Origin of the sequence: Amycolatopsis sp. NPDC026612 (assembly GCF_040638285.1) — a bacterium.
Classification (GTDB): domain Bacteria; phylum Actinomycetota; class Actinomycetes; order Mycobacteriales; family Pseudonocardiaceae; genus Amycolatopsis.
This window is the reverse complement of sequence record NZ_JBEZYB010000001.1, coordinates 1-12471: the sequence shown is the minus strand read 5'-3', so window position 1 is coordinate 12471 and position 12471 is coordinate 1. Positions and strand designations below refer to the sequence as shown.

Below are 12471 nucleotides of genomic sequence, written 5' to 3'. Positions count from 1 at the left end.
CGCGAAGCGCCTCCGTTGAGGGTGGTGGCGGGGAGGAAGGCGGATCAGCCGTGGGCGATCGAGACTTTCGCCCTGATCAGCGTGGGCTCCGCCACGGCGTCGAGCAGGTACGCGGCGACGTCGGCCCGCCGGATGGTGAACGTGCGGACGTTCCCGTCGAGCCGGCTCGCGACCTTGCCCGTGCGCGGCCCGTCGAGCAGCATCGGCGGGCGGACGATCGTCCAGTCCAGGTCGGTGGCCGTCACCAGGGCCTCCATCGCGAGCATGTCCGCCCAGCCGTGCTTCAGGAAGGTGTTGAGCAGCGGCTTCACGAGCGTTTTGGTGAAGAAGCCGTCTCCTTCGGTGTGCATTCCGCCGGCGCTGACGACCAGCAGGCGCTTCGCCCCGGCCTCGATCGCCGCGCGGGCCCCGTCCACGCAGACGGTGGCCGGCCCGCGGTCGCGGGAGCCGACGGCCGAGATCACCGCGTCACGACCTTCGACGGCGGCCGCCAGCTTCTCGTGGTCCGTCAGCCCGGCGACCACGACGCGGGCCGGCAGCTTCAGCCGGGCGGGGTCGCGGACCACGGCCGTGACGTCCCAGCCGCGGTCCTAACCACGCTGAGAACGCACTCAGGGAGCCGTTATGGGAAGCCGCGAAGAGATCGTCGCCGCGGCCGCGAAGGTGATGCGCGAGCAGGGCTACGCCCACGCGACGACCAAGGTCATCGCGCAGACCGCCGGTTACTCGGAGGCGATGCTCTACAAGCACTTCCGCGACAAGAGCGACCTGTTCCGCAGCGTGCTGGCCGAGGAGCTGCCCGCGCTGGGCGCCACGCTGGGCGAACTGACCGCCGACCCCGGACAGGCGCCGCTTCGGCACAACCTCGTCCGCGTGGCCCGGCTCGGCCTGGCGTTCTACGCCGACAGCTTCCCGATCGCCGTCTCGATGTTCTCGTCACGGGAGCTGCTGCGCTCACACCGGGCACAGTTGCGCGGGCACGGCCCGCGGCTGCCGCTGAACGGTGTCGCCGACTACCTGCGCGCCGAGCGGGCACTGGGCAGGCTCAAGGCGGACACCGACGTCGAAGCGGCCGCGGCCCTGCTCCTCGGCGCGTGCTTCCAGCAGGCCTTCCTGGCCACCTTCGAAGAGACCGAGCCTGCCGACCACGCCGAGCGGCTCGCGGACGTCCTGCTCGCCGGGCTTTAGCCGTTCTTTTCGTCGCGGAGCTGGTGCCAGCGCTCGTACATGCCGTTGAGCTCCTCGAGCATGAACGACAGGAAGTCGCGCATCTCGGCCAGCCGCTTGCCCGCGGGGGTGTCCCCGCCGAGGGCGTCGATGCCGTTCTCGGCCGCGTCGCGCCACATGGTGATCAGGCGGTCGCGCTTGAGGAACGTGGCGTACCAGAGGTCGTCGTAGAGGCGGTAGTGGTCACGCCGCTCTCCGGGCTCGCGCTCCTTGGCGACCAGGCCGATCTGTTCGAGGTAGCGCACCGCGCCCGACACGGCGGCCGGGCTGACCTGCAGCTGCGAGGCCAGGTCGGCGGCGGTCAACCGGCCTTCGTCGGTGGTCATCAGCGCGGCGAACACCCGCGCCGGCATGCGCTGCATCCCGATCTGCGAGAGCACGAGCCCGAGGTTCTCGACGTACCGGCGGACGGCGTCCTCGTCTTTCTTCGTGTCAGGCGTCGTCATCGGCTCATCCTCCCGTACCCCTTCGCCAAGATCACTCAATCTAGACATTTTCTTAACTTCACAACTTCATGAAGCGAGTGTAGCTTCCGAATCATGGAAAATGCCATTTCGGTCGTCGACCTGCACAAGTCGTTCGGCCGGACGAAGGCCCTCGACGGCCTCGACCTGCAGGTGCCCGCTGGGGAGGTGCACGGCTTCCTCGGCCCGAACGGCGCCGGGAAGTCGACCACCGTCCGGGTCCTGCTCGGCCTGCTCCACGCGGACTCGGGGGACGTCCGGCTGCTCGGCGGCGACCCGTGGAAGGACGCCGCGAGCCTGCACCGCCGGCTCGCCTACGTGCCCGGCGACGTCAACCTCTGGCCCAACCTCTCCGGCGGCGAGGTCATCGACCTGCTCGGGCGCCTGCGCGGCGGGCTGGACGAGCAGCGGCGCGCCGACCTCGTCGAGCGGTTCGACCTCGACCCGAAGAAGAAGGGCCGGACGTACTCGAAGGGCAACCGGCAGAAGGTCGCCATCGTCGCCGCGCTCGCCTCCCGGGTCGACCTGCTGATCCTCGACGAGCCGACGTCCGGCCTCGACCCGCTGATGGAAGCGACGTTCCAGGACGCCATCCAGGAGGAACGCGAGCAGGGGCGGACCGTGCTGCTCTCCAGCCACATCCTCGCCGAGGTCGAGGCGCTGTGCGACAAGGTCAGCATCATCCGCAACGGCCGCACGGTGGAGTCCGGGACGCTCGCCGAGCTGCGGCACCTGACCCGGACGTCGATCACCGCCGAGCTCGCCGGGCCGCCGAACGGGCTCGCGAACCTGGCGAACATCCACGACCTCAAGGTCGAGGGCAACCGCGTGCGGTTCGACGTCGAAACGCGCTCGCTCGACGAAGCCCTGCGGCAGCTCACCGAGGTGGGCGTGCGCAGCCTGGTCAGCCGGCCGCCGACGCTCGAAGAGCTCTTCCTGCGCCACTACACCACCGAAGCGAGCGCGAAATGACCGCGACGCTCGACCGGCCGGCCGGGGTGGCGCCCGCCCACGAACTGGCGGGCACCCGGCACCTCACCCGGCTCGCGCTGCGCCGCGACCGCGTGATCCTGCCGATCTGGGTCGTGCTGCTCAGCATCGTGCCGGCGAGCACCGTCAACTCGTTCACGCAGTTCTACCCGACGGTCGCCGACCGGCTGGCGCTGCAGGCGGGCGCGAACGCCAACCCGTCGTACGCGCTGCTCTACGGGCCGCCGTTCGACCTGACCACCGCCGGCGGGTTCATCGCCTGGCGCATGTGCGGGTTCCTGGCCCTGCTCACCGGCCTGATGGTCGTCTTCACGGTCACCCGGCACACCCGCGCCGAGGAGGACACCGGGCGCGCGGAACTGCTCGCGTCCGCGGTCGTCGGCCGGTACGCGGCGCTCACGGCGGCCCTGCTGGTGGCCGGTGGCGCGAGCGTGCTGACCGGGCTGATCCAGACGGTCACCCTGATCGGCGCCGGCCTGCCCGCCGCCGGTTCACTCGCCTTCGGCGCCTCGCAGGCGCTGGCCGGGCTGGTCTTCACCGCCGTCGCCGCGGTCGCCGTCCAGCTCGCCGAGTACTCCCGGACGGCCAACGGCATCGGCACCGCCGTGGTGGGCGCCGCCTTCCTGCTGCGCGGCGCCGGAGACTCCACTGTGGACGCTCGCTGGCTGTCCTGGCTGTCGCCGATCGGCTGGGTGCAGCAGGTCCGGGCGTTCGCCGGGGAACGCTGGTGGGTACTGCTGCTGCCGGTGGCCCTGGCGCTCGTCGCCGGCGCGGCCGGCTACCGGCTGCTCCGCCGCCGCGACGTCGGCGTCGGCATCCTGCCGCCCCGCCCGGGGCCCGCTCGCGCCGCGGCGAGCCTGCGGTCGCCGCTCGCGCTCGCCTGGCGGCTGCACCGCGGACCGCTGCTCGGCTGGACGATCGGCACGGCCGTGGTCGGCGCGGTGTTCGGCTCGATCGCCAGCGGCATCGGCGGCCTGGTCGGCTCGAGCCCGCAGGCGCAGCAGATCATGGCGCGGCTGGGCGGCAGCCACGCGCTGACGCAGGCGTTCCTCGCCGCGATGGCCGGGATGTTCGCCATGGTCGGGTCGCTGTACGGCGTCCAGGCGGTGCTGCGGATGCGCGGCGAGGAGACCGCGATCCGGCTCGAGCCGGTGCTGGCCACCAGCGTCGGCCGGCTGCGCTGGGCGGGCGGCCACCTGGTGTTCGCCTTCTTCGGCACGGCGGTGTTGCTGCTGTCCGGCGGGGTGTTCATGGGCCTGGCCAACGGGTTGCGCACCGGCGACGTCGGCGGCTCGCTCGCGGACACGCTCGCCGGGATGCTCGTCCAGCTCCCCGCGGCCTGGGTGGTGATCGCGCTGGCGGTGGCGATCTTCGGGCTGCTGCCGGGCTTTTCGGCCGCGGCGTGGGCGGTCGGCGCGCTGGCGCTGCTGCTCAGCCTGTTCGGCCCGATCGTCGACCTGCCGCAGGCAGTCCTGGACGTCTCGCCGTTCCAGCACCCGCCGAAGCTCCCCGGTCAGGAGTTCACCGCCACCCCGCTCGCCTGGCTGCTGGCCGTCACCGTCGTCGCGCTGGTCGCCGGCCTGTTCGGCTGGCGGCGGCGGGACGTCGGCTAACGCGGCCGCAGCTCGTGATCGGCACCGAACACGAGCTGCGCCTGCGGCCCCGCCTTCCCGCAGGCGGGGCCGTTCGGCTCGCTGAAGGCCGGCGTCACCTCGGCGGTGTGCGGTGCGCCGTCGTCGAACCGGACGGTGACGCGGACTGGTTCGGCGGGCAGGCCCGGGATCTCGGCGAAGCCGTGGAGGCCGCCGGTGGGCACCATCGCCGCACCGCAGGCGCTGTCCGGGCCGGTGCCCGCACAGGTCGTCGCGCCGACGGTCGTTTCGGGCCCCAGATCGACGGTCCGCGTGACGCAGTTCCCGCCCCAGCACGCCTCGAGCGTCGCGCGCGAAATGCCCGCGGGCGCCGGGATGCCGAGGCTGATGCCGGACAGGGAGCCGATCGCCGGGCAGGCGACCTCGGGCGCGGCGCACCCGGCGGTGACGGCGGCGGCGGCGGCGGTGGCGACGACCGCGATCCACAGAATCCTTCGCATGCCGGACAGACGGTACCGGCGGCCGCCGGGTTGCATCGTTCAGTCGCGCCAGCCGGAGGTCAGCGGCGACGCGGACAGGCTCGAGGCCGGCGAGCTGGTGGCCGACGCCGACGTCGGCGGCGGCACGGTGACCTCGACGATGCTGGTGGTGGTCGTGGGCGGCGACGTCTCGATCGAGGTGACGGTGGCCGGGAGCACGGAGGCGGTCACCGTCACGGGCACGGCCGGAACGGTCCTGGTCGGCGGCGTGACGTCGTCGACGGTGTGCGGCACGGCTCGCCCGGCGACGAGCAGGGCCGCGATCAGCAATCCGGTGGCGAAGCCCGCCAGCCCGGTGACCGCGGCGGAGCCCCAGGTAGGTCGGCCACTCATCCGGGCACCCCCTCGCCACGCGCAGCGCAGGTACGAGGACTAACTCGCGTCGATCTTACGTCGTGTTACCGGGTTTGCACCTCGGCGACGCCGCGCAGGCCGTCGACGACCACGCGGACCAGGTGCCGGCTGCCCGGCGCGTACCGCTCCACGGCAAGGCAGCCGGCGATGAGCGCGCGCAGGTCGTCGCCGTCGATGTCCGGGCGGACGGCCCCGGCGGCCTGGGCGCGGGTGAGCAGCTCGTCCAGTGCGGCGCGGAACTCCTCGCCCGCGCCGGCCTTGAAGGCGTGCCCGCCGGACTCGGCGAGGGCGTCACAGATGGCCCGGTTGAGCGACGCCTGCTTGATGACGCGGACGAAGTAGTCGACGAAGACCTCGCCGGGGTTCTCGGCGGTGGCGAGCGCGCGGGCTTCCTCGGCGAACTGCTGGATGCGTTCGAGGACGACGGCTTGGAACAGCGCTTCCTTGCTGGGGAAGTGCCGGTAGACGGTGCCGGCACCGACGCCGGCCAGCCGCGCGATGTCGTCGAGCGGCACGGCCAGGCCGTCGAGGGCGAACGCCTCTTCGGCGGCGGCCAGCACCTTGGCCCGGTTGCGTCGCGCGTCGGCGCGCATCTTCTCCATCACGTCTCCTCGTTGACAACCGGAACGCTCGCTCCGTATCGTCCTAAGCGGGCCCACCGTTCCGATTCAACGTCCAGTCTTCCAGGAGAATTCCGATGCCGCTCACCCTGCCCGAAATCGCTGCCCAGGTCCGCACGGGGCTGTCCGCTTTGGACGCCGCCCCGTTCGCCGGCCTCTTCGCCGCCGACGCGGTGTACGAGGCGCCGTTCCTCGGGCAGCGGATCGAAGGCCGCGACGCCGTCGTGGCCACCCTCGACGCCGGCGGTGTCCGGGCACGAGCCGTCGGCCTGACGAAAGCGCAGGTCACCACCACCCTCACCGACTCGGGATTCGTGGTGGAGCTGGTGGTCTCCGGCCCCGGGACCGAGTTCCCGTCGTCGGTGGGGATCGTGACCGTCTCGGACGGCGAGATCACGTCGTACCGCGACTACCCCGACGTGTCGGCGGCTTCGCGGTTCACCCGGGCGGTGTTCGACCGGTTCCTCGCCGCGTCGGTGGAGAACCGCTGGGACGACGTCGCCGACCTCTACGCCGAGGACGTCACCCTCGAAATGCCGTTCACGCTGCCCGGCGTGCCCCGCGAGACGAAGGGCCGCGAAGAACTGCGCCGCCGCTTCCACGCGGCCGAACGAGTGCGGCGCCTGGTCAAGGCCGAGAACGTCGTCGTCCACGAGACCACCGACCCGTCGGTGCTGGTGGCCGAGTTCGACCTGCACGGCGAAGCAGGCGGCACCGCGTTCGTCTCATCGTACGTCATGGTTCTGACCATCCGCGACGGCCTGATCACCCACTCGCGCGACTACACCGACACCGCCGCCGCGGCCGAGCGGCTCAGGGCGTGGTCGCCTGCTGACTCGACGGCGGGATGAACAGCCGCTCGAAGGTGCTCACCGTGTGCTCCCACACCCCCGGCACCAGCAGGACGCCGAGCAGCGCGAACACCGGGAAGATCAGCCGCTTTTCGACCTTCTTGCCGGTCCGGAAGCGCAGCACCCGCGGCGGGCGGATCTCGTACCACGTCTCGCCGGCGATCGGGATCGGGAAGAGGAACGGGCAGCCGGCTTCGGTCAGCGCGTCACCCAGGCAGTGCGTCAGGCACCCGGCCGCGACCGCGATCCCGAGCCACCCCGTGATGGACGCCAGTTCGCCCGTGCGGTCCGGCGGGGCCGTGAAGAACCACCACGCCACCGCCGCGCCGCTGACCGGGAGGAGCCAGTCGCCCAGTGCGCCTTCGGCCAGCATCAGGCCGAAGATCACCACGCCGACGACCGCCCACGGGCCGCCCTCCGTGGTGCCCCACGACGTCACCACGCCGAGACCGGCCGCGAACAGGACGGTGTGGGACAGGTGGCGGTGCTTGCCGGAGACGTTCTCGTCGCGCGGGCCCTTCGTGAGCGCGTAGAACCCCGCCGACACGCGGCGCAGCACCCACGACAGGGCGCCCGTCAGCCAGCCGAGCAGGCGGGACGCGCTCGCGCCGGGGTGATCGAGGTCGGGCAGCAAGGCGAACCCCGCCGTGGTCGCCGCGAAGACGACCGCCTGGTGCACCGAACCCGCCCCGACGACGGGCGCCAGCGCCAAGCCCGCACACCACCCGGTCAGGGCATGCGTGCGCCCCATCATCTTGCGCCCCCCAGGATCCGCGAACCGAAATCAGTCCGCAGGACCGTAGCGGGGGATCAGGCGCGCGGGTCCTCCGACACGCTCAGGTGTTCGGCCACGCCGGTGAGCTCGATCACGCGGCTCACCGCGGGACTCGGGACGACCGCGAGTTCGACTTCCTGCTCCCCGGCCTGGCGTTGTGCGCGGAGCACCACGTTCAGCGCGGAGGAATCGAAGAAGGTCACCCCGGACAGATCGGCCACGACCCGCTGCGCGCGCTTGTCCGCGATCAGCCCGGCCAGGGCCTCTTGCAGCTGCGGACTGGTCAGCAGGTCGAGCTCGCCGGTGACCACCACCCGGGGTTCCGTCGCGTCGGTGTCCAGCGTGATGCCGAACCCGGGCGGGGTGGCGTTCTGGTCGGCTGCGGGCATGCAGTTTCTCCTCGTCAGGCGCTGCTCCTGCGCCGGGTACGCGCCTGTTGTCTCAAGCGGCAACCGTGTCACCGTGCCTTCCACAGCGCGAGGCAGGGCCCCGCGCCGGACACGGTCAAGGCAACTCCGGGGCCAACCCTAACCCAGGAAGCGGCCGTGCCCGCCACGGCCGCCGCCCTTTCGCGTCTCGTGCTCACCAGCGATCAAATCCTGCCTGCTCAGCGCTCTGCTCAGTGCGCACTCATCGTCTTCCGCGCCGCCCTGCGCTGGCGCAGGAAGAGCTGCCGCCGCTCGATCTCGCCGAGGCCGCCCCAGATGCCGTACGGCTCCTGTACGGTCATCGCGTGCTGTCGGCACTGGGCCAGGACCGGGCAGGTCTGGCAGATGGCCTTGGCCCGCGACTCGCGCCGCTCCCGCGCCGAACCCCGCTCGTTGTCCGTGTGGAAGAAAAGGCTGCTGTCCGCACCCCGGCACGAGCCGTGAAGCTGCCATTCCCACTCTTCAGCAACCACATTGGGCAGCCGGCTCACGTCAGCCATGTCGTCCCTGCCTTTCCCAGGATCAGCACGTCGACCGCTACATGCCCGCCGGTGGAGCGGATCAAACCCGGGTTTGGTTTGCTCACACCACGGGCATCTCGCTGACCGGGCGTGGAAGACACCGCCGATCCCCGGCAGCGCGAGTGCGGAGAAAGGAACAAACGTGGAGGACAACGCCCCGCTCGTCCAGGAAGGCGCGCAGGTCATCGAGGTGCGGACAGCCGCGATCCCGCACGTGGTGCCCACGCTGCGGACCATCGTGGCCGACATCGCGATGCGCCAGGACTTCGACCTCGACGCCGTCGAGGATCTCCGGATGGCGGTGGACGAAGCCTGCTCACTGCTGCTCCCCGCCAGCGCGGACGGCCGGCTCACCTGTGTCTTCTCCTGGAACGGGCCGCGGATCGAGGTCTCCGTGTCGGTCGTGGCCGACAGCGCCGACCACGAGGACGACGCCGGCCTGTCTTGGCAGCTGCTGACCGCCCTCGCGACGACGGCCGAGCGCACGATCACCCCGGAAAACGGCCGCTACCTTTCCCGGGTGGACCTCGTCCGGGAGAGCCAGGCGGCGGGCTCGTGACCGATCCCGCCGGGAGCAGCGGGGACGACCTGGACGTCGGCGCGCTGTTCACCCAACTCGCTGCCCTGCCGGCGGACTCGCCGGAGCGCGAACGCCTCCGCGACACCCTCGTGCGTGCGCACCTGGAGCTGGCGCGGAACCTGGCCCGGAAGTTCCGCAACCGCGACGAGGCGATGGAGGACCTGGTCCAGATCGCCACGGTCGGGCTGATCCACGCCGTCGACCGGTTCGACCCCACCCACGGGACGGACTTCCTCGCGTTCGCCGTGCCCACCATCTCCGGCGAGCTGCGGCACCACTTCCGCGACAACAGCTGGTCGGTGCGGGTGCCGCGGCGGCTCAAGGAGCTGAACGCGAACATCTCCTCCGTGCGCGAAGAGCTCACCGTGCAGCTTTCGCGCGCCCCGCGGCCGAGTGAGATCGCCGCCCGGCTGGGGGTGCCCATCGAGGACGTCTACGAGGGACTCCGCGCCGGTCAGGGCCGCTACGGCGCTTCGCTGGACCACTTGCTGGAGAACGCGGCGCACACCCGCTTCGGCGCGCCTGACGCCGAGCTGGGCCAAGCCGAGCTGCGGGAGGCGCTGCGCCCGATGCTGGAGAGCCTGCCGGAGCGGGAGCGCAAGATCGTCGCGCTGCGGTTCGGCTCCGGGATGAGCCAGTCGGACATCGCCCGCCGCGTCGGGGTGTCCCAGATGCAGGTGTCGCGGCTGCTGGCCGCGACGCTGAAGAAGCTGCGGACGGGCCTGGACGAAGCCGACTGGCCGACGGCACCTGATTAGCCGCTCGCGCGCGTGGGTACCTGGCGGGCGGTACCGAACTCACTGGGAGGGGGACCGGATGACGACGTCGAGGATGCCGCAGCGCACAGCCGCGGCGGTCGCCCAGCTCAGGGTGCTCCTCCCGGCCGACGTCACGGCCCCGGCACGGGCCCGGCACGAGGTCCGGCAGGCCCTGCTCCGGCACGGTCTGCGTGAGGAGCAGTTCGACGACGTCCTGCTGGCGATTTCGGAACTGGTCACCAACGCCTTCGAGCACGGTGAACGGCCCCAGCGCCTCGAACTCGAGCACTCCGGCGGACGGCTGACGCTGCGGGTCCACGACACCGGCCGGAGGCTGCCCGAGCTGCGAGCACCGTCTCCGGCCGAAGCGCGCAGCCGCGGGCTCGTCCTCGTGCAGGCCCTGTCGCTGGACTGGGGCTTCGAACGCTGCCCCGGCGGCAAGTACGTCTGGGCGGTCTTCTCGCTCCCCCTCGACTGATCAGCGCAGTTCCCGCGCGGCGGCGGTCTCTTCGATCCGCTGCCGGAACGGCTTGCGCTCCAGGGCTTCGGCGATCGCGTCCAGCAGAGCGCGCAGCGAGTACGGCAGCTCGGCTTCCAGCGCCTCCGTCGCTTCGGTCGTCGCCGTCCACTCCGCCTCGATCAGCGGCAGCAGGTCACGTGCCTTCGCGGTGAGCGACACGATCCGCTGCCGCGCGTCGGCGCCGGGCTCGAGGCGCACGAGACCGGCCCGGTCCATCTGCGCGACGGTCTGGCTGGCCGCCGAGTGCGTCACGCGCATCTCCGCGGCGAGGTCGCGGATGGCCAGCGGGCCGCGCGCCAGCAGGGCCCGCACCACCGGCGAGTACCGCGGCCGGTAGTCGTCGAGGCCGATGTCGGCGAGGAACCGCGCGACGTCGCCGTCGAGGACCTCGAGGACGTGCCGCATCCGGGTGCCCAGGCCCTCCGGACCCGATGTCATGGCCATGACGGCCGATCCTAAGTGGTTGCCGTGTGCTTGGATCGCGACATGGAGAACCGCAAGATCACCCGCCTCGGCCGTGAGGTGTCCGTCGTCGGGCTCGGCTGCTGGCAGCTCGGGGCGGACTGGGGCGAGGTCGACGAAAACGACGCGCTGGCCGTGCTGCACGGCGCCGCCGACGCCGGGGTCACGTTCTTCGACACCGCGGACGTCTACGGCGACGGCCGCAGCGAACGGCTGGTCGGCCGGTTCCTCGCCGAACGCGGCGACGTCTTCGTGGCGACCAAGATGGGGCGCCGGGTCGAGCAGGTGCCCGAGAACTACGTCGCCGAAAACTTCCGGGAGTGGAACGACCGGTCGCGCCGCAACCTCGGCGTGGACACGCTCGACCTGGTCCAGCTGCACTGCCCGCCGACGCCGGTGTACTCCTCCGACGCGGTGTACGACGCCCTCGACGCGATGGTCGGCGAAGGCCGCATCAAGGCGTACGGCGTGAGCGTCGAGACGTGCGAAGAGGCGCTGACGGCGTTGGCGCGGCCGAACGTCGCTTCGGTGCAGATCATCCTGAACTGCCTGCGGCTCAAGCCGCTGGAACGCGTCCTGCCCGCGGCGGCGGAAGCGGGCGCCGGGATCATCGCGCGGGTGCCGCTGGCGTCCGGCCTGCTGTCCGGGCGGTACACCGCGCAGACGACGTTCGCGGAGAACGACCACCGCAACTACAACCGCAACGGCGACGCGTTCGACGTCGGCGAGACCTTCTCCGGCGTGCCGTACGAGGTCGGGCTGGAGGCCGTCGACCGGCTGCGCGGGCTCGTGCCGCCGGGTCGGACGCTCGCCCAGTTCGCGTTGCGCTGGATCATCGACCAGCCGGGCGTGAGCACGGTGATCCCGGGCGCCCGCAACGCCGGGCAGGCGGCGGCGAACACCGCGGCGGCCGCGCTCCCCCCGCTGTCCGCCGAGGCGTCCGCCGGCGTCCGCGAAACCTACGACGAGCTCATCCGGCCGCTGGTGCACGATCGCTGGTGAGCCCGGCATGATGGGCCGATGATGACGCCCGAAGAGCTGCTTACCACCACCAGGACCGTCCGCAAGCGGCTCGACCTCGACCGGCCGGTGCCACTCGACCTGGTGAAACACTGCGTGCAGGTGGCGCTCCAGGCGCCGAGCGGTTCGAACACGCAGCGGTGGCAGTGGCTGGTCGTCACCGACGCGGACCGGCGGGCCGCGCTCGGGGAGATCTACCGCCGGGCGTGCCACGAGTACCTCGAGTCCCCGGCCGCCGCGGGCAAGCTGTTCGCGGACGACCCGTCGCGGGCGCAGGTGCAGCAGAGGGTCGGCGACAGCGTCGCGTACCTGGCCGACCGGATGGGTGACGTCCCGGTACTGGTGGTCCCCTGCCTGGAGACGGCGGCTTCGGAGCTGCCGGCCGGCAACCAGGCGGGGCTGTGGGCGTCGCTGCTGCCCGCGGTGTGGAGTTACATGCTGGCGGCGCGCTCGGTGACGTTGGGCACGGCGTGGACGACGCTGCACCTGAAGTACGAGCAGGAGGCGGCGGAGGTGCTGGAGCTGCCGAAGAACGTGCACCAGGCGGCCCTGATCCCGACGGCGTTCTACACGGGCGAGACGTTCAAGCCGGCGGCGCGGCAGCCGCTGGAGGAAGTCCTGCACCTCGACCGCTGGTGACCAGGTCTGCCGCAGCCTTGTCGTGAGTGGTAATTCGGGTTCTGACCCGAATAAAAAAAAAACAACAGGGCAACCTCCGCGCAGCCAAAACGGAAAAGACGGGAGTGAGGGCCGGGGGAGGGGGAAGCCCG

At 71.7% G+C, this 12471-nt stretch carries 18 protein-coding genes; 9 read left to right on the top strand and 9 right to left on the bottom strand.

What is annotated here, in order from left to right:
• Positions 1-44 precede the first annotated feature (44 nt).
• On the bottom strand, positions 45-566 hold the full coding sequence (locus tag AB0F15_RS00090; protein WP_360262807.1) for an NAD(P)-binding oxidoreductase: 522 nt from the start codon (positions 564-566) through the stop codon (positions 45-47).
• 58 nt (positions 567-624) lie between these two features.
• Here AB0F15_RS00090 and AB0F15_RS00085 point away from each other — a divergent pair, with 58 nt between their 5' ends.
• Positions 625-1188: a TetR/AcrR family transcriptional regulator gene (locus tag AB0F15_RS00085; RefSeq protein ID WP_360262804.1), complete on the top strand. Its 564-nt coding sequence runs from the start codon at positions 625-627 to the stop codon at positions 1186-1188.
• On the opposite strand, the gene AB0F15_RS00080 is transcribed toward AB0F15_RS00085, so the two are convergent.
• Positions 1185-1673: a MarR family transcriptional regulator gene (locus AB0F15_RS00080; protein WP_360262802.1), complete on the bottom strand. Its 489-nt coding sequence runs from the start codon at positions 1671-1673 to the stop codon at positions 1185-1187. The genes AB0F15_RS00085 and AB0F15_RS00080 overlap by 4 nt on opposite strands.
• 93 nt (positions 1674-1766) lie before the next feature.
• Between AB0F15_RS00080 and AB0F15_RS00075 the strand changes: the two genes are divergently transcribed.
• Positions 1767-2663 carry an ABC transporter ATP-binding protein gene (locus AB0F15_RS00075; RefSeq protein WP_360262800.1) on the top strand — a complete coding sequence of 299 codons (897 nt, stop codon included), beginning with the start codon at positions 1767-1769 and terminating at the stop codon, positions 2661-2663.
• Positions 2660-4294, top strand: a complete 1635-nt coding sequence (locus AB0F15_RS00070) for an ABC transporter permease (RefSeq protein WP_360262798.1) — start codon at positions 2660-2662, stop codon at positions 4292-4294. The genes AB0F15_RS00075 and AB0F15_RS00070 overlap by 4 nt, the downstream gene beginning before the upstream one ends.
• Here AB0F15_RS00070 and AB0F15_RS00065 read toward each other — a convergent pair.
• The 3 genes from AB0F15_RS00065 to AB0F15_RS00055 form a co-directional block, all read right to left on the bottom strand.
• A complete protein-coding gene (locus AB0F15_RS00065; RefSeq protein ID WP_360262796.1) occupies positions 4291-4773 on the bottom strand; it encodes a hypothetical protein in 483 nt (160 codons plus the stop codon). The genes AB0F15_RS00070 and AB0F15_RS00065 overlap by 4 nt on opposite strands.
• 39 nt (positions 4774-4812) lie before the next feature.
• Entirely contained in the window at positions 4813-5145 is a 333-nt protein-coding gene (locus AB0F15_RS00060) for a hypothetical protein (RefSeq protein WP_360262794.1), read from the bottom strand.
• A 65-nt stretch (positions 5146-5210) separates the two neighbouring features.
• Positions 5211-5768: a TetR/AcrR family transcriptional regulator gene (locus AB0F15_RS00055; protein ID WP_360262792.1), complete on the bottom strand. Its 558-nt coding sequence runs from the start codon at positions 5766-5768 to the stop codon at positions 5211-5213.
• Between the two features lie 95 nt (positions 5769-5863).
• On the opposite strand from AB0F15_RS00055, the gene AB0F15_RS00050 reads away from it, so the two are divergent.
• Positions 5864-6637 (top strand): nuclear transport factor 2 family protein, encoded by a 774-nt coding sequence (locus AB0F15_RS00050; RefSeq protein ID WP_360262790.1) that lies wholly within the window; start codon positions 5864-5866, stop codon positions 6635-6637.
• Here AB0F15_RS00050 and AB0F15_RS00045 read toward each other — a convergent pair.
• From AB0F15_RS00045 to AB0F15_RS00035, 3 genes are all read right to left on the bottom strand, one after another.
• Positions 6600-7388 carry a metal-dependent hydrolase gene (locus AB0F15_RS00045; RefSeq protein WP_360263818.1) on the bottom strand — a complete coding sequence of 263 codons (789 nt, stop codon included), beginning with the start codon at positions 7386-7388 and terminating at the stop codon, positions 6600-6602. The two genes, AB0F15_RS00050 and AB0F15_RS00045, sit on opposite strands and share 38 nt — an antisense overlap.
• 59 nt (positions 7389-7447) lie before the next feature.
• Positions 7448-7801, bottom strand: a complete 354-nt coding sequence (locus AB0F15_RS00040) for an STAS domain-containing protein (RefSeq protein WP_360262788.1) — start codon at positions 7799-7801, stop codon at positions 7448-7450.
• A 230-nt stretch (positions 7802-8031) separates the two neighbouring features.
• Entirely contained in the window at positions 8032-8340 is a 309-nt protein-coding gene (locus AB0F15_RS00035) for a WhiB family transcriptional regulator (RefSeq protein WP_360262786.1), read from the bottom strand.
• Positions 8341-8503: 163 nt separating this feature from the next.
• Between AB0F15_RS00035 and AB0F15_RS00030 the strand changes: the two genes are divergently transcribed.
• Genes AB0F15_RS00030 through AB0F15_RS00020 form a run of 3 tightly spaced genes read left to right on the top strand, consistent with a single transcriptional unit; the run spans position 8504 to position 10177 of the window.
• Positions 8504-8920, top strand: coding sequence for an anti-sigma factor (locus AB0F15_RS00030; RefSeq protein WP_360262784.1), 417 nt, complete (start codon positions 8504-8506; stop codon positions 8918-8920).
• Complete coding sequence (locus AB0F15_RS00025) at positions 8917-9699, top strand: SigB/SigF/SigG family RNA polymerase sigma factor (protein ID WP_360262782.1); 783 nt, start codon at positions 8917-8919, stop codon at positions 9697-9699. Before AB0F15_RS00030 ends, AB0F15_RS00025 begins: the two co-directional genes overlap by 4 nt.
• 58 nt (positions 9700-9757) lie before the next feature.
• On the top strand, positions 9758-10177 hold the full coding sequence (locus tag AB0F15_RS00020; RefSeq protein ID WP_360262780.1) for an ATP-binding protein: 420 nt from the start codon (positions 9758-9760) through the stop codon (positions 10175-10177).
• Here the strand turns inward: AB0F15_RS00020 and AB0F15_RS00015 are convergent, their stop codons facing one another.
• Positions 10178-10663: a MarR family transcriptional regulator gene (locus AB0F15_RS00015; RefSeq protein WP_360262778.1), complete on the bottom strand. Its 486-nt coding sequence runs from the start codon at positions 10661-10663 to the stop codon at positions 10178-10180.
• Between the two features lie 42 nt (positions 10664-10705).
• Here AB0F15_RS00015 and AB0F15_RS00010 point away from each other — a divergent pair, with 42 nt between their 5' ends.
• Both AB0F15_RS00010 and AB0F15_RS00005 read left to right on the top strand, forming a co-directional pair.
• Positions 10706-11683 carry an aldo/keto reductase gene (locus AB0F15_RS00010; RefSeq protein ID WP_360262776.1) on the top strand — a complete coding sequence of 326 codons (978 nt, stop codon included), beginning with the start codon at positions 10706-10708 and terminating at the stop codon, positions 11681-11683.
• 18 nt (positions 11684-11701) lie between these two features.
• A complete protein-coding gene (locus AB0F15_RS00005; RefSeq protein WP_360262773.1) occupies positions 11702-12340 on the top strand; it encodes a nitroreductase family protein in 639 nt (212 codons plus the stop codon).
• The last annotated feature ends 131 nt before the right edge of the window (positions 12341-12471 follow it).